Genomic DNA, 18282 nt, shown 5'->3' with positions numbered 1-18282 from the left:
TTTGATGGGTTCAAGAATCGGATACTTTCTAAGATTATGGCTCTGACGGTTATACAACTAATAAACAAACTAAACAATAAGAATATCAACAATTTAAAAACCTGTATTGCTTAAATGCACCACGGGTATTATTACTTAGTATATATTATTAAATATAAATACTAGAATAAATTATATTAATATACTAGATATAGTATATTATATATATGGTATAGAAGTGTGCATTAGAGACTGTACAAAAAAGCGCACTACGATGTGTATCATAGTGCGCCTGATGTCTGTATTTCGAAAGATATGGTGAAATCAGCTGCTTTTCGCCGTATAACTTATTCTTTTAGAAGAAGAAAGCAACCCCCAATTCGCCATTTATCTTTTTATTGACAATATCGCTCTCATTGAGTCCCATTTTGTCCATAAACATATTTGTATTGACGGTCGATATACCAACCCAAAGAGAAGCACGTGTATTTGTCGGCAACTTGCCTGTAATACCCACATGACCACCTACATATAGATTAGCATAGCTATCTTGGGTCACGTGCCATTTTGCAACATCTGTTTGTCGTATATCAGCTTTGGAATGAAAATTGACCAAACCCATCTGACCCTCTAAGAACAGAGCCGTAGTACGGTCTCTCAACAAATAACCTACACGACCGAGCGCCAAAGCTCCCCACGAAAAAGCATTATAATTGATCTCTTTTATTATAGCATCACCTATCGAATAATCATCGACACTGGCATTTGTATATCCGATTTTGATACGTGGCTCCAAACCTAAATATAGGCTCCCCGATTTTATCCAACTACGCTCCCAGCCTCCATAAAGCTGAACACCTCCGGGTGCACTGTTACCAAACATCTGATGACTCAATTGTATACCGGTCGTAAATAAACCTTTGTTATAAAATTCCGAATGTGAAATAATATCTGTGTCTGCGATAGATGTATTTTCATCCGTAATTATTGCTACACTACTAGCCATTGTTGTTTGTGAAACTACACTTAAAGTTGAGATAAAAAACAGTATTAATATATAATTTATTAGTCTCATACGTTTATAAAGTTCTACTATGATGTAATATTAGAAGTGAAAGTTTTGTTAAATACAAAGTTCGTAAAAAAAAACAATTTTTCATTACATTAGTCTGCCATTTAATTCATTTTCATTTATTTAACATTAACAATATTCTATTTTAGTTAAAAGGAGCAGGGTGCGTTAGCGCCCCCTGCTCTGCTTTTATATTTGATCTTTTTTACTATTACGGTATGCGAACACAACGCACAGACAAACCGTGAGCCTTGTCGTAAGCCTGAGCAGGATCAAAAGCTGCCGAATAAAAATTCAGACTATAACTATAAATAGTATTGGATAAATATGGTCGGTCTGTCCAGTAACCACCATACTGAGCTACATAATAAAATATATCGCCAGCTGTCAAGAGTTGCATACGTCCACCCGCAGGCCAGAAATTACCGTTTATAGTGCGTCCTTTATTGGTTTCGTTCCATGTCGTATTAAGTGCTGTTAATCCATTCCATGGCGATGTAGTGCCGACGAAAGTAGCAACACGCCAGTTTTCGGGACATGGGTCGTAAGCACTTTTAGTTGTGCCATATCCCCAAGAAGTATCATCCATATGAAGATTCATATAAAAAGTCAGCGGGTTAGCCACAAGTGTGCTGATGTTCAGACTACCACTGGCAGTACTACTTCGAGCCATTGTTGTAGATCCGACAGAATTATAAATGGCTCTCTGCGCCGGATTGAGAGATGCAATGTTGGCTGTTCCCGGGAGCGGATCTTTTCGTCCCCATTGATAATACAACCCGAAGGAGTTTACATTAGCTCCGACTGCTGTTGTTGCACCCAAGTTGCGATCCATAAACACGAGTCCGTTATTTGTAATCGTATTAGCTGTTGGGTCTTCATTGAGTACCCATATATGCCAGCTCCAAGCTATCGCACCACCAGTTTTGACGGCAGATACCATAGCGTTACCCTCTGCTGTACCTGCGGCAACAAACAAATAGCCTGCCAAACCGGTACCTGCCGGAAGTATCATCCTGATATTAGAATTAGCTGCTACACGATTCACATTATCTGTCCAGACCAAACCGGCTGTATAAGTTTCGGCAGCGGTAATACGTGTAGTTCCATCGGCATTTGCTTGACTAACAGGAATCAAAATAGCCGTAGATGGTTTCACTATATATGCATTGGCTTTACCGACAATGCTGCCCGAAGCACAAAGCAGATCGACCACCACATCGGCAAATTGACTTTCTTCGCTATAAAATCTTATTTTTGCCGTACCCAAAAATTTAGTGGGATTGGTCATGTCATTCGGAACCGTAAAGCTGACATTGGTTTCCACTGCGCCCTCACCTGTTCCGCCTGCGGTAGTCAACAAGCTATTAACCACGCCTCCGCCGGTATCAGTCAATTCGGCTTTCCACTTGGCATTCGATTTCACTTTGAACGAATAAGTACTGCCATCCATAAGATAGTATGGCTCTTTGGTATAAGTCAGGGCATAATTAATCTGACGAAGCAAAACGCTTTCGGTAACGGTTTTATTACTTCCGGTCAACGAAATATCGAGGCGGGATGCTTTTTCTAAAAATGGATTCACTGCTACCTCGGCTTGCGACATAGCCGTTATCTGTATATTTTCGGCCAGACTGCCTCCCGTAGGCGATGCAGTAGGTGTATAACCCTGCACCGGACTATATCCGGCAACGCTGGATAAAGTCATTACGGGCGATGCCGATAGAGGCTTCCAGTTTATATTTAGTACACGCGACGGTGCTACACCCGACGCAGCATTGCTCGGAAATTGAATAGTGTTTGCATCGACAGTCAACTCCAGACAGTTCTTGAGAGACAACCAGACTTCACCACTCCAAACATAAGGTCCTTTGCAAAACCCATTATTCTCATTTACATTAAAAACCATAAGTCCGATATGGCTTTTACGCATATCGACATCTGCCGACTCCGAATCGGTCAACATCGGTTTAAGCATACTTGCATTTTCTAATGAGACTCTGGGTAAATTAAGACCTTTTGTAGAATTAGCCTGAAGATTATCATTTTCTTTCAGTTCGAGCAAGGCACCTGCTCTTGGTTTAAGAGGTGAGCCGATAGTTACTTGCCCATACATACTAACTGTCGAAATGATTATTGTAAAAATTAGTAAACAGATTAGCTGTTTAAAGAATGATCTAGTTGAGATTCCACACATGTTTGTACACTTTTATTTATGTCAAGTCTATTTAATCGGGCGGCCAAAATAAAGAATACAATTAACTTTCCGCTTCATACACAGGCAAATATCCACTGTTTCAGCGAGTAAATATATAGAAAATTCCTCTATTAAAGAGTATGATTCACACATTAACTCTATTTTAACGAAATAAATACTTCTTTATCTATATTAATAAAACAAAGAAAATATGGTAAAGTTCGAATTGGGTGATATAACAATGCATATTCCAAATGCATGGAGTGATATTAAACTGGCAGACTATGAGCAATGGTTCAATAGTAAGCCGGAAAATAAAATGGAGTATATCCAGTTTGTAAGCGACATTTGCAAGATAGACAAAGAGTTGTTACTGCATTCGCCAACTCAGCTTTTCGATATGGTAGCTAACACCATAGACTTTGTATTCGATACCGACGTAAACCCATCGGGTAAAGCAACTATAAACGGAACAAATTATTTCGTTACACTTTCCGACAAACTTACCCTAGCCGAATGGGTAGATATAGAAAGCACGCTGGAGAGTGACAGCATGACCAAAATATCGGAGATACTGGCTATTGTGTGCCGACCTTCCGGCGAAAGCTATGATGCTCAGACAATAGATCGGAGAAAGGAGTTGTTCAGAAATCTGACCTGCGAAAAAGTTCTGCCACTGATCGCTTTTTTTTTGCGCAAAAAGCAAGAATCAGAAGCGATTTTGAACCATTATTCAGTGGTTCTGGCTCAAGCAAACCAATTTCTAAAGGATTCCAAAGCTTTTGTTCAAAATGGGGATGGTATAAAACGATTGCCGATCTGGCAGAGGATAAGATATACTTATTTGACGAAATCACTCGAAAAACAGTTGTCGAAGTTTTCGGATTTTTACTCTATCGGATAGACAAAGCTCGTGCCGAAGATGATCAATATAAATTTGAAAAACAAATAAGAAGATAAATTTATCACTTGTTATCAATTACTTATAAAAGTGTAGCAGAACTAGGTCTTGCTAAGTTTTTTTTATTGAGAACTAAGTATTATCTTTATGAGTATTAAACACACTATATATCTAAACACTACTAACACACATATCACAATTCTGATATTGATACATTGAGTAAAAAAAAGAGGCGGTGTCGTAAGTAAAATAATACCGTCAACTGGTTAGTCTCTTTGTCATTCTGAACGAAGTGAAGAATCCAAACTCTTGATTTGGAGATCCTTCACTTCGTTCAGGATGACAGAATGACACGAAAAATCGCTTATATCACACCCTCATTTAGCTTATCTATATAGCCGTGTTTTCAGTCGGCGACACCGGTGTCTTTTGCAGGAAGACGAAAAGGAACTATGAGCGTATAATACACAGGAACCGCCACTCCGTTTTGCGAGCCGGGTGTCCACCGAGGCATCGATTCTACAATGCGAACAGCCTCTTCGTCGCAACCGTGGCCAATACCTCTAAGCACCGTAATACCTGTCAGATCTCCATCTCTGGTTACAACAAAACGTATTACTATACGACCTTGCACACCTTCCTTTAATGCTTCTTCGGGATAAACGAGATTCGTGTGAATAAATTCTACCATAGCCATTTCTGCACCCACAAAGGAGGGCATTTGCTCTACAAATACATAAGGTTTTTCTTCCGTACTTTCTTCGTTACTATCTTCTTCGCACTGTATTTCTAGGGCTTTATTTATTATTATTTCATTTTGTGCATTCAGATTAATAGCGAGTGTTGTAAGTAGGATCAACAGTGTAGTTTTGAATATTCTCATTCGGTTAATTATTATGTATTAAGACTCCAAAAGTAAGTATTAAGATAAGATTGGGCAAGTATGACAAAACAAAAAGGCGAAACTTGTACAGTTGCGCCTTTATGCCTTTTTATAAACAATCTATGCTTTAACGCATCTCACACTCGATCCAAGTGCTTTCCTGTTAACATCTATTCCTGTATTAATAATCTGAAGGTAAGTACCGTGATTAACTATACCAAAATAGCAAGACGCATCTTTGTATGAGTGAGAGGCTGTCCAATAAAAACCCTTCTCGCCAATAGGTACCGTCCCATCAAATTGTCTGCCGACGAGATTTGCATCATTAGAACGCCCTCCCGACAGAGGATACAAGCCCAGCTTGTCGGAAAAGTCGAAAGCACTTCCCGCCTTACCTTCGACTACCACTAATGTAACATCCGATTCTTGCAAACCTTCCCAAGGGCTTCGACCGTCGGCCGAAACAAAAGGAATACGCCACCCCGCAGGGCATGGATCGAAATCGCCTTTACTTTGGGACATTTGCCCCCAAAAATCGGCATCCTCATTGTTGTAGAGATAATTATTTCCGATAAACCAACTGTTATATCCTATATATTGCAAAGGGTCGGTAATCGAGTTCTGTAAGTTTTCGTCAGGATTTTCGTTTGTCGTGGTACGAGTAATATCGGTTTTCACTCCATATAAAATGGTTTCGGGCGCAGAGGTGGAAGTCGACGGATTGTCTAATCCCGACGGACGGGGAAAAGGGTCTTTCCTCCCCCACTCGTAAGTGTTGCCCAAGGTTAAAAAGCCATCGGCAGGATTGTTGCTCAAAGCTCCCAGATTGCGATCCATAAATATATTTGTATCCGTTCCGTTGCTGTAAGTATATACCCGACCTTCATTATCGGGATCGTAGCCTGTAACCCAGATATGCCAGCTCCAACGGACAATACCTCCGACGCGTACAGCAACAACTGCATTACCGCCCAATTGGTCGTTCGTCTTGTTATGAGTAATTCTGATTACCGAAGTGCGCCCATTATCGCCATTCGGAAGGGATATATCTACTAAGCCCGAAACATCAGACCAATAGACTTCGGCTGTTACCTGCCCTGTCAAGGTCTGATTACCCAACATGCTATATTTTTCCCACATGTCGTATGCTTTAGTTACCGGAATTTCAAGGCTTTTTCCCAATGGTAGTATAAATGCATTCGAATTGGCATCCGATGGTGTTGTCACGGGATTGGTCGACGACTCTGTAAATAGTAGCCGTTCCCATATAGCACCATCCCATACATATATACCTTTAGACAGTCCATTATCTTCCGTCTGATTGTACACAACCAGACCGGTATGCGCATCTTTAGTAGTTGGCGAGGCATCTATTACACAAGGGGCAAGATTATCGGGTGCAATCAGATACACCCGTGGTAAACCCAAGCCTTTGGTGGTTTCTCCATCTTGTTTGAGTTCGAGTAAAGCACCTTCGACAGGCGCAATGGCAGAACCGATTGTTACCTGAGCACTAAGCCCGATTGCATGGAAAAAGAGGATATTCGTTAATAGTTTGGTTAGATAATTTATATTCATAATTACAATTCATCGAATAGTTAACATGTGAAAATGTGGCAATTAAATACTAGTTCCAAGACATTCCGTCTTGAAAAAGGAGGGTTATATATACAGCATTTGTGTATATATTAATACGTAATGATCTTTTATCTCTATAAAATCATTTCTGTATATAATAAAATATATTCAGTCTATTCTTCTAATAAAAAGGAGGGTCAACATCCAAATTCTCGCCCGATGAGTTGGCGATTAAATTTACTATGTACGAACTAGAATACATGTGTCATATGGATTTCAAGATGAACATTTTAAACTATTTCATTAACAGAGCATAATCTATGCATTAATAATAAAAATATAAAATAATTTAAGTTTTTTTTCAATACTATATGATTTATTTAAAATACAACGTAAGCTTATAACAATAAGTGATTCAGCATGATTCACTATAAATTGCTTTGCGTGCAACACACACTATATATCTGAAAGCAAACTGATTAAAAACAAGAAAAGCGAACCCTTAGATTCGCTTTTACATACATATAATAAAAGAATGTGTACAAAGTTGGACAGTCTACTTCATATCGTTTATTACTTTCTTAGTTTTGATACCTTTTACTACGTCCAAAACTTTTTTCTGATCGGCTTTCGAAACTTTTCCCGAAAGGGTTACTTCTTCGTCTTTCACCTCCACCCACACATCTTTAAATCCGGCATCGCCAAGTGCTACTGAAATAGCTGTTTTAAGCGACTCGTCGGGACTCACTGCTGCCACAGGCTCTACTACCTCGATCTCGTTAACCACCGATTTCACATTTTTCACTCCTTTTGCCACTTCTTCGGCGCCAACTCTTGCTTCTTCCGAGTCTACTGTACCCGATAGGGCTACAATACTGTTACGAACCGAGCATGAAACACCTGGGTAACGGGACAACAACGCATTTCTTACTTGACCTTGTGTCACCGCATCGTCGGGACTACAAGAATTAAATGTAAGACCTGTAAACATTAAAACTGCACAAATAAATAAGAACTTCTTCATAGCTTCTGAAATTTAGGTAAGACTTTATCGTCTAGTTGTATAACATATAGTGATTAGTATTTGTTTACATGTTTTAAAACAATAAAACAATTTCTCGTAATTCGTTATCAATAATATACTTCCAAGAAAATTGGACGTGTTTAGAAATAAGTTTTATTTGATTAACTATCTTCTTTGAATCACTCTTTTTTCAATTCCTTTAGTTCTTCTCTCAATTCATCATATTTTTTTTCCAATTGGATGGTATACAAAGTCAGTTCTTCTATTTTTTGTAAAAGTTTTGCTTGCATCTCTCCTACACTGATTCCGTTTTCTATTACTTCTTTTTCGGATGGAACACCGGAAAGATGTTTATGCTCGTTTATATGGTTCTCAACTTCTCTCAAACTAGGTAATTTGTATTCTCTATCAAACACAAAATCCGGCCATCCTGTGGCTTCTATTTTAATTTCTTTTGCCCGAATAGTGCCGTTCACCTCCAGTTTTGAAGTAGGTTTCTCTGTTCCCATTCCTATATTTCCATCATTAAGGATAACAAATTGGGGTTTACCTGCTGTGAAGAACTTCATACCTCTATAGGAACTTAACCAAAATGTGTACCCACTACCAACATTACTCCATGAATCTTCGCCCCATCTTAGAGCGTAGTGTCCCATTTTCTGATTATCGTATGTAAAATAATGACTAGGAGCCGCTCCTATTAATTTGTGTCCACTCACATTTATATCGCCTCCTACACTTAAATCACCCGTAGTACTGTTATTCCCTGTAGCATTCCACTGCGCATAAGAGCTAATTGTGCACAACACAAAAAATAGAATTATAAAAAAAACCTTCATAGTATTAAAATATTTTAAATTAATTCTACAAATATAAAAAAGGTTAATCACAAGGAACAAATTAAGGATATTATTTTCCGCTTGGCAAACCTTTATTCCCTTCATTATTTCATCGTACAAGCGTGGTATGAAACATATTCCTTTTGTTTGATGTCTAGCATAAATTTAAAGCCTTCTGGTTGTTCATTCAAAACTTTAAAAATCCAAATGAATTCCTCTCTAAGATATATAATATCAGTGGCATTATACTTAATTTTTTGATATTTTTGTTAAAAATATTTGTACTACTCAATCTTGATTTATTCGATTTAGCTTCTAACCTAACATAAGCTCGAAACAAGAAAAGGCTTTATGACATATTGATTCGCTCTATCATCCCTATTTTTCTCCCTGTCATTCCGAAACGCAGTGAGGAATCTGCTCTGAAATAAGCTAATAGCTACTGGCTTAACATCAAGAGACAGTAGATCCCTCACTACGTTTCGGGATGACAGAGTGTGATTAACTCATAACTTATTATTCATAACTCATAATCATTCCAAACACCCTCTCTGCATTCCTCCCCTAAGGGGAGGTTAGGAGGGGCTTTCAGTTCGGAATGACAGAGAGAAAAAGAGAGGTTGTTGGGAGTATATAAATGTATAAGCACAATAAGATATTCACCCCATTCCAGCACCTTATAATAGATGAGGCATCCCGAATTTACAATGCCTTTTCCACTTATTTATCTATCTAATAAAACTTATAATCAAAAAGATATGATAAACAATATCGTAGACATTTTTCGCAAACAGGCTAGTCAGCATCGTAGCATCAAGGCTTTTTATTACAATCGCAATTACGAATTAGGCAGCGGAAAAGAACAGCATCCGCTTTTCTGGCTCGAAGATCCTATCGGTGGTCGTAACCAGAATAACACTTTTACCAATTCGGTCAATTTTGCTGTACTTTTTATTCCCGACAAAGACAGAACGATCACAGAACTTCAGAATCTGGCATTTTCGACAGGGCTGAATATTATCGAACGCATAAAACAAGACGAAACATCTGCAATCGGCATCAAGCCCGACTGGACATATACCACCCTGCGCAACTATTACGACGACAATGCTTGCGGATGTCGTTTCTCGGTGAATTTTGTACAGGTAAATATGCAAAACCTTTGTCTGATTGAAGATCAGTTTGATGAGAATAAAGGTATTGAAAAGGAAGCGGCTCTTAATAATTCAAGTATGAAGTTGCCCGACAACTGCGAGGTATTCGCCAATAAATTCCCCGAATTTAATATCAGAACGTCTAAGAAATGAACAACGAAATAGTAAAAGTAATAGAAGCTATTGCCGGCGAAATAGTGAACCTCGCTCGACTTGTTCTCGAAGATAATACGATTGACTTAAAAGACAGTTCTTTGAGCGAAAGTATAAAAGTGGAGATAAAAAGTATGGGTGAGCCGGTAGTAATTGAAGCCCTCTTTGCAAACTACATCGGCTATCTGGAGCAGGGGCGACGTCCGCACCAAGGCAAGCAGCCTCCGACAGACGAGTTGCGCAACTGGGCTTTGTCGCGAGGAATACCCACCGACAACAGCACCCTATTCCTCATCAGCAGGGCAATATGGCGCGATGGTTACGAAGGACGCCCCATCCTTGCCACGCTCGAAGAAGAACTGAACAAGAAATTTGAAGATGAATGGTTCGATCAACTATTTGAGGCAACAATCGAAGAGCTGAGGTCACAGACCTTTTTATTGTCCGTCTGAGTATAACAATTATCGATAGTTATAACTTTAAGATGTAACATTAAATACGTTCTTCTACTCAATTAATATTTTAATAAATAAAAGACATGGGTATTTTCACACAAAATATAGCGAAAGAAAGCAAATCGCCGACTAAAGTTTCATTGGCTAATAATCCGAATTACGTACAATTCGAAAGTACGGGCGAAGTATCGAATCTTCCGATTGGAAATAAAAATAAGCTGATCGATATTAGCCTGACTATTCTGTCTACATCGCTGGATGCGGATAAATGTTTTATACCGATCACAGAAGAAGCGACAGAGACAGATCACTCGATAAAAGCGACCAGAAACAGGAACGAAGTAAATAACAATACATTTTTTCTCGATAGCTCTGCTTCTACCACTGCCGAAAACATAAGGTACTGTCTGATGAAAGATTCATTTTTCAATGGTAATTTTGATATTACAGTTCCGCCTATTGCTGCGGGTGCAAATGTTATAAACGGCTCTACAATACGAATGGTATCGAAACGGATCGGCTCAACATCAGGCATAAGGCTAACTGATTTGAATAACCTTTTTATTCGCTTTACCGACAATTCGACAACACCTCCTGCCAACGACAGTATTAGCGGTAGCTTGGACGATCCGAGCAATTGCGAAATAGAAATCGATATTTATCAGGATACGAATGTATTTTTGGGTGTAGCCGACAAAACAACATTGGGCACGCCTGTGGTCAGTCTGGCGAAAGCCTATTTTAACAATCCTATCTGGTTTGATATCAATAGCATCTGGGGGAATCAGCAAAAATACAGCAATTCATTTCTTCATACCGACACTTGGTGCGATGCAGGCACAGCTACCGACTATCGGTTCGTAGCAAAGCGTAGCGATGGCAAAAACCGAGAATCCTTTTACATATCGGATGTGCTTTATACCCTATCGGGATACAACAGAAATCTCGATAATGCCGATTTAACCGATTATGTATATGATACAACAAAGAAAAACAACGTAAAGCCACTTACCCGTCAGCCGATTCTGCCCCATGTGAAAGGGCAAAGCCAGTATTTCAACTTCGTACTGTCCGACCCCGATCGCAACAATATTACGAATGAATACAATATGGGTATTCGCTACGAACTGAAAACCCAATCGGGCAGCAATCTGGGATATCTTGTATCGAATATGCAGAACAGAAAGAAGTTTAGTATAGTGAATACCATCAGACTCGATATAGACAATCTACTGGAAACGCATGCCCAACGCGAGAAGATAGGCATTGTAGAAGTCTATTTATCTAAAGACGGCAATAAGAGCAGCGAACCGCTTACATTCAACATATTACCCGAATCGCTGTATAAGGTAAATGACTTTGCATTCCTCAATTCGATGGGCGGATGGAGCTCGTTCAATTTTTCAGGAACAGAGGAAACCGATTTCAGAACAAGTACCAACACGCTGTACAAGACACAGACACCTGCTTATTCTATCAGCAGCGATATAGAATCGGTTTACACGAAAGAGGTAAGCGAACAATTCATTGTACAAACCATGCCAATAAAAGCACATATAGCCGAGTGGCTCAAAGAGTTGAGTGCTTCGCCTGCCGTATATGAACTGTCGACCAAGCGATACGTAATTGTGGACGAACTGAATATAAAGCCAAACAGCAAAGACGACCTTTTTGCGTTACAGATGAAATATCATTACTCCGATTCGTATAATGGGAGCGTGAAAGGATAAATAAAACGCCGATGAACAGGAAAAGACTGAACAACAAATAGTTAAAAAAACAGATTTTGAGGCGTTATATAGACGCCATTTAGATTCTTTTGTATATCTTTATACTTAACTATTGTAAACTCGAAATTAGACTTCCAAGTTTAATACAAAGGCTACAAGATTACACCAAAACTCAACTCACTTTCTTTTATTTCACAAAACATAGTAGCCAGATTATCGCGCTGCGTATACTCCATGCGAGTATAACGTTTGCGAAGAAAAAGGATAGTCTCTATAAATAGAGAGAAGTACGGATAGTGATGTCTGTACTTTTTTTGTTTATACTACCCCGAATATTATTAAAAGAATCCGTGATGCTTTTGGGCAATATAAGTTTTTTAAGTTGTTCATATTCTTGCTGTTTACTTTGCTAATCAATTGTATCAGCCACATTTTATTATTTATTGAACAGTATTTTTAGGAATCATAAAAGGTTTATAATAAATTTACACCTCAAATAAATATGTTAACCTTTTAAATTCTAAGAAACATGCACTCATCAACTACGCTGACCACTAATAATCGCATAGAAATAGCGGATATATTACGTGGTTTTGCCGTAATGGGAATTACCCTTATTCATTTTATCGAACGGTTCAGCCTCAACAGCTTCCCCGAAGAAACCAGCAATTTCCTGTTATTTACGGACAGGGTAATCTGGGACAGTATATTTTTCACCTTTTCCGGTAAAGCCTACTGCATTTTCGCATTGCTTTTCGGATTCAGTTTCTTCATTCAAGACAACTCACAAAAAGAAAAAGGAAAAGATTTTCGTGGACGGTTTGCCTGGCGGTTGGTACTGCTTTTTGTTATAGCATGCGTCAATTCGACTTTGTTTCCCGGCGAAATACTGATACTCTATGCATTGCTTGGTTATGTAATGATCGCAGTTTGTCGTTTTTCTACGCGCACAATTGCTATTATAGCGGTTATTCTTTTATTACAGCCTCTCGAATGGGGACAACTGATTTATGCACTCATCAACCCCGAATATGTTCCTATTGCTGACTTCGATGCTCCATACTGGGAAATAGTCAATACAGCTCAGAAAGAAGGTTCTTTCCTCGAACTGTGCAAAACTACTATCTGGACGGGCAATGTTGCTAATATGGGCTGGATGCTGTTACATGGAAGGGTTACTCAAACCGCAGGGCTGTTTATGCTAGGTATGATAATAGGGCGCAGCAATGTGTTACCCTATTCAGAGAAAAATATAAAACTTTGGGTTAAAGTGTTCATTATAGTCACCATATCCTTTTTTCCGATTTATGGTTTGGTAGCTCTGCTTCCCGACTTCATAAGCAGAGAGGCACTACTTGTACCTTCGACTCTTCTACTTAAATCGCTTGCAAATCTTGCATTTACAGGAATACTGTTTGCAGGGGTAATACTTGTTTATTATCTGACAAAGTTTGGACGTGTTCTTCATCAATTAGCACCTTATGGACGCATGAGTCTGACAAACTACCTGTCGCAGTCTTTGATCGGTGGATTCTTGTTTTACAACTGGGGACTAGGGCTTTATCAGCATACAGGCATTACGGTATGTTTCCTGATGGGTATCGGAATGTTTCTTATTCAGTTATTCTTTAGTCGCTGGTGGCTTCGTTCGCATCGTCAAGGGCCATTAGAATGGTTATGGAAAAAAGCAACTTGGATTAAAACAGGAAAAGGGTAACCTACTGATTCATTTTACATTGCAGACGACTATTTTCATTCAAACAACCGAGTGAACGAATAAATTTATATGTTTAGCGTGAGTTCGATATAAGGGAAGGAGTAATAAATACTTCATCCGAATTTGTGATTCCGAACTGATAGCCCCTCCTAACCTCCCCCAAGGGGAGGAATGCAAAGAGGGTATACAGAGCCCCTCCTTGGGAGGGGTTGGGGAGGCTAGACAGAGTAGTATGCCCCTATTTAGAATTCGACCTTATAACTGATATTCGGGATCACGACTGCCGATTTATACAACTCGACTTCGCTCCTGCGATAGTTATAAAAATGACCGCTTGGCTCCTGATAACCATTAGCATTTATAACTTTCACAGCAAATTCGTGCGCTAACTTCTTCTTATTCATTTTATAACTTACCGTAAAGCTTGTTATCAGTGCAGGATCAAATTGTTTTTCGTAGGCTCTCGACGTATCGTAAACAGCATCTTGTGCCAGTAGTGAAGCCTCGGTGTCGATAGGAGAATAACGGTCGCCACCCTGAAACGAAGCACGAAGATTGACATTGAATATATTCTGTTTTTGTCTACCCATTTTCCATTCTTTACCGCCAAGTGCATTGAATACATAATTACGGTTCAATCTCGTATTTCGCCAAACACCGTCGCCACCTGTGTATCGTGACTGGAATATAGATCCTGTAAGCAAATAGTAATAACCATCGGCCAGATAACGTTCTAATGTAACATCTATACCATAGTTGATACCTTTTCCTTCGCTGACAAGGGCTGTATTCAGATACCAATCCTGTTGGTTGATTATCGAAAACGAACTGTCTCTTGCCACAGGAATATCATATAGGTATTGGAAATAAGGCTCTATTTTCAGATGCGTATTTTCGGACAACGACCAATCGTAAGAGAAGACGATATGATGGGCTTTAGCAAAATCGAGTTTTTTATTTACCATCTCGTTCCCTGTTTCGGGTGTTCTTACAAAATAGTAATCGAGTTTCTCGTGTCGGCTATGCAATCCATAAGCCAACCCGATGGAATGTTTAGGCTGCATCTGCCATTTAATACCTACACGTGGTTCGAGAGTCCATTTCTCATTCAGAAGAAAGTACTGGCTGTTTATACCGATATTGGCCGTAATCTCGTTATTCAACCGTATTGTCGAATTGCTGAATGCCGAGAACAACATGGTGCTACCATCGCTTTTGGCAAAGTTCTCCATCGGTAAAAAGGGATTGGGAAAGCTTGGGCTGATATTATAATTCAGATCGTAACTCAATCGGGTTATATTAAACCCTGTACGGCTGGTGTGCTTAGAGCTGAATTTCTTGTTGATATACGAGTTGAGCGACATATCCCAGTTAGTGCCTTTCATATCGTTTACACGTGTAGGGTTCTTTTGCGTGTCGAAGACATCCAATAGTAAATGATTTTTGGTATATGTACCTACTAATGCCGTTTTAATAAAAGTGCTGTTGTTGAAAAAATATTTATGTCCGATTCCCCCCGATGCCATAGTCTGTCTGAAATCGGCTTTGCTGTTATCCGTCACACTCTCCCATTTGGTAGTATCCGATTCGGCGTTTTGCGAGAAACGGTCTATAAGACCTATTCCCCACACCGAGAATGTACCTGCGCTTTTGGTCGGAAAGTTTAGTTTGAATGATAAGTCCTGATAGCGCATACCTGCTGCATCGCCCAATAAGCCGGGAAACAGATCGTCTGCCAGAGCCATTGTTGCATAACGGTAGTTGAACAGATAAGAAGATTGCCCTCCTTTTTTGAAAGGCCCTTCGGAACTTACATCCACACCCAGTGTACCTACCTGCACGGTATGCTCATAGTCCCATCGGTTACCATTGCGCAACTGCATATCGAATACTCCCGAAAGGGCATTGCCATATTCGGCAGGAAAAGCTCCCGTGAAAAAGTCCGAATTGCCCAACACCTGCGAACTAAGAGCGGTAAAGATACCTCCACCCACTCCTGTAATATCCGAAAAGTGGGTAGGATTCGGTATTTCTGCACCTTCTAATCGCCATTGTAAGAATTGGGGTGAATTTCCACGTATGGCAATACCGTTGCTGTTCATGCTTCCTGCCACTCCGGCAAAAGCTGAAACCAGACGTGCGGGGTCGTCCATACCTCCTGCATAGCGGCTCGCTTCTTCTACACTAAGCATTCGTGCGCTTGTAGTAGCTGTAATATTCTGCGGTAATTGTTTATTGACCTGAGGTTCTATAACAACCTCTTTCAGTTCGTTGATATTTTCTTTAAGCGAGATTGTTATAAAGGCTTCTTTTCCCGACGAAACTACAATTTCGCGAAACACCATAGGTTCGTATCCGATAAAAGATGCCTGTATATCGTAGCGCCCTACGGGCAGTCCATCGATACTGAAATTTCCGTCGGCATCGCTCAATGCTCCTTTGGGCAAACTGCTGTTGAGTACCTGTACGGTTACCGAGACTAAAGACTCTCCCGAAGCATTGTCTACGACAACGCCTCTTATTGGTTTTCCTGTCTGAGCTGTAATGGATGTGCTTAGAAAAAGTGTAGTTAAGAATAATAGTAATGTTTTCATTTAGTGATTTGTTTTTGTTTTATCTTTGAGACAAAAGTAGACGAATGGCAATGTGGTCACAATAGTGAATTATCACTAATTTCAACTGCTTTTGCAACCAGTATTTTATAGAATATGAGTGATCGGGAACCCCACAACTGGGAGAAGCACAAGCCCTATATAGAGCTATTAGCACAGGTACATAATAGTTGTGTGCTCGTTGCCGAATACGGTGTCAGGTATTTATTCCTCTCTCCAAATTTTAAAGAATTCTTCGGATACGATTCGTCTAAACTGGAAGTACCGGAAGAGTCTGGAGCCGATTATTTGGAAACACGTATTCATCCCGACGATCTGCTGGTTCTCGGCAATATCCAGAAAAGGCTGATCGATTTTATTTTCAGTTTACCTCTTGAGGAACGAACCGATTACAAGCATATTTTTGAATTCAGAGCCCTGAACAAAGAGCAGAAATATATCCGTGTTATCAGCCAGCATCAGATATTGGAAATCGGCGAAAGGAAAGATCCTCTTATTATGTTAGGTATCGTAGATTATTCGCCAAACCAATCGGACTTCGAAGATGTGCGATTCAGACTGATGAACATTAAAACGGGAGAGGTAGTCCCATTTCCGATTATTGAAAACTCACCGAAAAATATAACTAAACGGGAAATCGAAATACTAAGGCTGGTGAATAATGGCATGCTTAGTAAAGAGATTTCGGATAAGTTATCGATAAGTATTCACACAGTAAATGTTCATCGTCAAAATATCTTACAGAAAATGGAAGTCGCCAATGCTTTCGAAGCTGTGAATTATGCGCGCAAGCTCGGATTAATGAGCTGATGTATTTTCATCCCGAATCGATAAAAATGTCTCTGACTGATTTTAATGTAAATAGTATTTTCATTATTCTTCTGTTTTTCTACAAAAGAATGACAAATGATGAGAAGCGAAAAGCCATAAATGACGAACCGCATAATTAACCCGACAAACTGACTAATTAGAGGGATAAGATTTCACAGGTAGGGAACACGAACGATAAAACGATCGTTGGTTTTAACGACCTCAACAGTCTTATCATACAGCGCATACTGTGTTTGAAGGTTGTTTAATCCATGACCGCTTTCTTCCACATTTAGCCGTGGTTGCAGGTTGTTGACCACTTCTATATATTCGGCGGTTATATTTACATCTACGATAAGTGGGTTGCCGGCAGATACAACGTTATGCTTTATTGCATTTTCTATCAATAACTGAATGCTAACGGGAATCACCTGTTTTGGTATATCGGTATCTCCGTTTATATTGATTCTTAAAGCATTTTCGAAACGTATCAATAGTAAATAGATATAAGATTCGAGAAAAGATATTTCGTCTTTTACCATTACGCTTTTCTGTGTATTGGTCGATAAGAAGTAGCGGTATATATTCGATAGTTTTTTGGTATAAATATTGGCACGTTGAGGGTCTTCGTATATCAGGGAAGATAATACGTTGAGGCTGTTGAATAAGAAATGTGGATGAACCTGTGCTTTTAAGGTGGAGTATAGGTATTCTATTTTTTCTTTCTCTATAACTGCAATAAGTTTTTCCGATTTCAATTGACGCCTGTTGTAGAAAAACAATTCGAGTAACATGACCATAAAGACATTACCCATCACCAGCACAATGGCAGACTCGAGGTAAGTAGGATTTTTCTCGCCTATAATAACTACCCCAAGCAAGTAGTTAACTGATAGCGAGTATACTGATGCAAAAATAACTGCTAAAAATAATTCGAAAGCAACACGTATATATATATTGTCTTTATATTTAAAATATTTATTGGTAGTGTGCACCATCGAAAAACTCACAAATGCCATAATGATAACGAAAGGCAAATCCACAAGAAGTTGTATTAAAAAATCGCCTTCTTTGTAGTCTGTCATAACATTGTATATCCATTGAAACAGGAATGACATTACAACAATAATGACTGTAAAAATAATTAAAGGACTCTTACGATCTTCCATACTCATTCT

General features: G+C 39.3%; 14 protein-coding genes. 6 read left to right on the top strand and 8 right to left on the bottom strand.

The annotated features are described in order from the left end of the window. Window positions 1–334 precede the first annotated feature (334 nt). Entirely contained in the window at window positions 335–1054 is a 720-nt protein-coding gene (locus tag G7Y56_RS15830) for a hypothetical protein (protein ID WP_165045041.1), read from the bottom strand. 208 nt (window positions 1055–1262) lie between these two features. Next, window positions 1263–3167 carry a hypothetical protein gene (locus tag G7Y56_RS15825; RefSeq protein ID WP_165045039.1) on the bottom strand — a complete coding sequence of 635 codons (1905 nt, stop codon included), beginning with the start codon at window positions 3165–3167 and terminating at the stop codon, window positions 1263–1265. Between the two features lie 292 nt (window positions 3168–3459). On the opposite strand from G7Y56_RS15825, the gene G7Y56_RS15820 reads away from it, so the two are divergent. Then, entirely contained in the window at window positions 3460–4152 is a 693-nt protein-coding gene (locus G7Y56_RS15820; protein ID WP_165045037.1) for a hypothetical protein, read from the top strand. Between the two features lie 403 nt (window positions 4153–4555). On the opposite strand, the gene G7Y56_RS15815 is transcribed toward G7Y56_RS15820, so the two are convergent. The 4 genes from G7Y56_RS15815 to G7Y56_RS15800 form a co-directional block, all read right to left on the bottom strand. After that, the gene (locus tag G7Y56_RS15815; protein WP_165045035.1) at window positions 4556–5032 is read right to left on the bottom strand and encodes an energy transducer TonB; all 477 of its coding nucleotides are present in this window, start codon (window positions 5030–5032) and stop codon (window positions 4556–4558) included. 120 nt (window positions 5033–5152) lie between these two features. Further along, window positions 5153–6610, bottom strand: a complete 1458-nt coding sequence (locus tag G7Y56_RS15810; protein ID WP_165045033.1) for a hypothetical protein — start codon at window positions 6608–6610, stop codon at window positions 5153–5155. A 556-nt stretch (window positions 6611–7166) separates the two neighbouring features. After that, complete coding sequence (locus G7Y56_RS15805) at window positions 7167–7634, bottom strand: BON domain-containing protein (protein WP_165045031.1); 468 nt, start codon at window positions 7632–7634, stop codon at window positions 7167–7169. A 179-nt stretch (window positions 7635–7813) separates the two neighbouring features. Then, window positions 7814–8473, bottom strand: coding sequence for a hypothetical protein (locus G7Y56_RS15800; protein WP_165022115.1), 660 nt, complete (start codon window positions 8471–8473; stop codon window positions 7814–7816). Window positions 8474–9231: 758 nt separating this feature from the next. On the opposite strand from G7Y56_RS15800, the gene G7Y56_RS15795 reads away from it, so the two are divergent. The 4 genes from G7Y56_RS15795 (at window position 9232) to G7Y56_RS15780 (ending at window position 13682) form a co-directional block, all read left to right on the top strand. Continuing rightward, window positions 9232–9780: a hypothetical protein gene (locus tag G7Y56_RS15795; protein ID WP_165045029.1), complete on the top strand. Its 549-nt coding sequence runs from the start codon at window positions 9232–9234 to the stop codon at window positions 9778–9780. Continuing rightward, window positions 9777–10232, top strand: a complete 456-nt coding sequence (locus G7Y56_RS15790) for a hypothetical protein (RefSeq protein WP_255498774.1) — start codon at window positions 9777–9779, stop codon at window positions 10230–10232. The genes G7Y56_RS15795 and G7Y56_RS15790 overlap by 4 nt, the downstream gene beginning before the upstream one ends. 86 nt (window positions 10233–10318) lie before the next feature. After that, window positions 10319–11965, top strand: coding sequence for a hypothetical protein (locus G7Y56_RS15785; RefSeq protein WP_165045027.1), 1647 nt, complete (start codon window positions 10319–10321; stop codon window positions 11963–11965). Window positions 11966–12494: 529 nt separating this feature from the next. Further along, window positions 12495–13682, top strand: a complete 1188-nt coding sequence (locus tag G7Y56_RS15780) for a DUF418 domain-containing protein (protein WP_165045019.1) — start codon at window positions 12495–12497, stop codon at window positions 13680–13682. Window positions 13683–13924: 242 nt separating this feature from the next. On the opposite strand, the gene G7Y56_RS15775 is transcribed toward G7Y56_RS15780, so the two are convergent. Then, a complete protein-coding gene (locus tag G7Y56_RS15775; RefSeq protein WP_165045017.1) occupies window positions 13925–16276 on the bottom strand; it encodes a carboxypeptidase-like regulatory domain-containing protein in 2352 nt (783 codons plus the stop codon). Window positions 16277–16390: 114 nt separating this feature from the next. Here G7Y56_RS15775 and G7Y56_RS15770 point away from each other — a divergent pair, with 114 nt between their 5' ends. Beyond that, window positions 16391–17104: a LuxR C-terminal-related transcriptional regulator gene (locus G7Y56_RS15770; RefSeq protein ID WP_165045015.1), complete on the top strand. Its 714-nt coding sequence runs from the start codon at window positions 16391–16393 to the stop codon at window positions 17102–17104. 173 nt (window positions 17105–17277) lie between these two features. Here the strand turns inward: G7Y56_RS15770 and G7Y56_RS15765 are convergent, their stop codons facing one another. Then, window positions 17278–18279: a sensor histidine kinase gene (locus tag G7Y56_RS15765; RefSeq protein WP_165045010.1), complete on the bottom strand. Its 1002-nt coding sequence runs from the start codon at window positions 18277–18279 to the stop codon at window positions 17278–17280. Between the last annotated feature and the right edge of the window lie 3 nt (window positions 18280–18282).

The sequence above is a fragment of the Dysgonomonas sp. ZJ709 genome (genome assembly GCF_011039195.1).
Classification (GTDB): Bacteria; Bacteroidota; Bacteroidia; order Bacteroidales; family Dysgonomonadaceae; genus Dysgonomonas.
The sequence above is the reverse complement of the archived record's forward strand: the minus strand, read 5'-3'. Positions and strand labels throughout refer to the sequence as shown.

Coding starts and splice junctions, on each gene's coding strand:
- G7Y56_RS15785 (WP_165045027.1), top strand. CDS start 10,319: ATGGGTATTTTCACACAAAATATAGCGAAAGAAAGCAAATCGCCGACT.
- G7Y56_RS15805 (WP_165045031.1), bottom strand. CDS start 7,634: ATGAAGAAGTTCTTATTTATTTGTGCAGTTTTAATGTTTACAGGTCTT.
- G7Y56_RS15795 (WP_165045029.1), top strand. CDS start 9,232: ATGATAAACAATATCGTAGACATTTTTCGCAAACAGGCTAGTCAGCAT.
- G7Y56_RS15800 (WP_165022115.1), bottom strand. CDS start 8,473: ATGAAGGTTTTTTTTATAATTCTATTTTTTGTGTTGTGCACAATTAGC.
- G7Y56_RS15825 (WP_165045039.1), bottom strand. CDS start 3,167: ATGTATGGGCAAGTAACTATCGGCTCACCTCTTAAACCAAGAGCAGGT.
- G7Y56_RS15820 (WP_165045037.1), top strand. CDS start 3,460: ATGGTAAAGTTCGAATTGGGTGATATAACAATGCATATTCCAAATGCA.
- G7Y56_RS15775 (WP_165045017.1), bottom strand. CDS start 16,276: ATGAAAACATTACTATTATTCTTAACTACACTTTTTCTAAGCACATCC.
- G7Y56_RS15830 (WP_165045041.1), bottom strand. CDS start 1,054: ATGAGACTAATAAATTATATATTAATACTGTTTTTTATCTCAACTTTA.
- G7Y56_RS15765 (WP_165045010.1), bottom strand. CDS start 18,279: ATGAGTATGGAAGATCGTAAGAGTCCTTTAATTATTTTTACAGTCATT.
- G7Y56_RS15815 (WP_165045035.1), bottom strand. CDS start 5,032: ATGAGAATATTCAAAACTACACTGTTGATCCTACTTACAACACTCGCT.
- G7Y56_RS15770 (WP_165045015.1), top strand. CDS start 16,391: ATGAGTGATCGGGAACCCCACAACTGGGAGAAGCACAAGCCCTATATA.
- G7Y56_RS15790 (WP_255498774.1), top strand. CDS start 9,777: ATGAACAACGAAATAGTAAAAGTAATAGAAGCTATTGCCGGCGAAATA.
- G7Y56_RS15780 (WP_165045019.1), top strand. CDS start 12,495: ATGCACTCATCAACTACGCTGACCACTAATAATCGCATAGAAATAGCG.
- G7Y56_RS15810 (WP_165045033.1), bottom strand. CDS start 6,610: ATGAATATAAATTATCTAACCAAACTATTAACGAATATCCTCTTTTTC.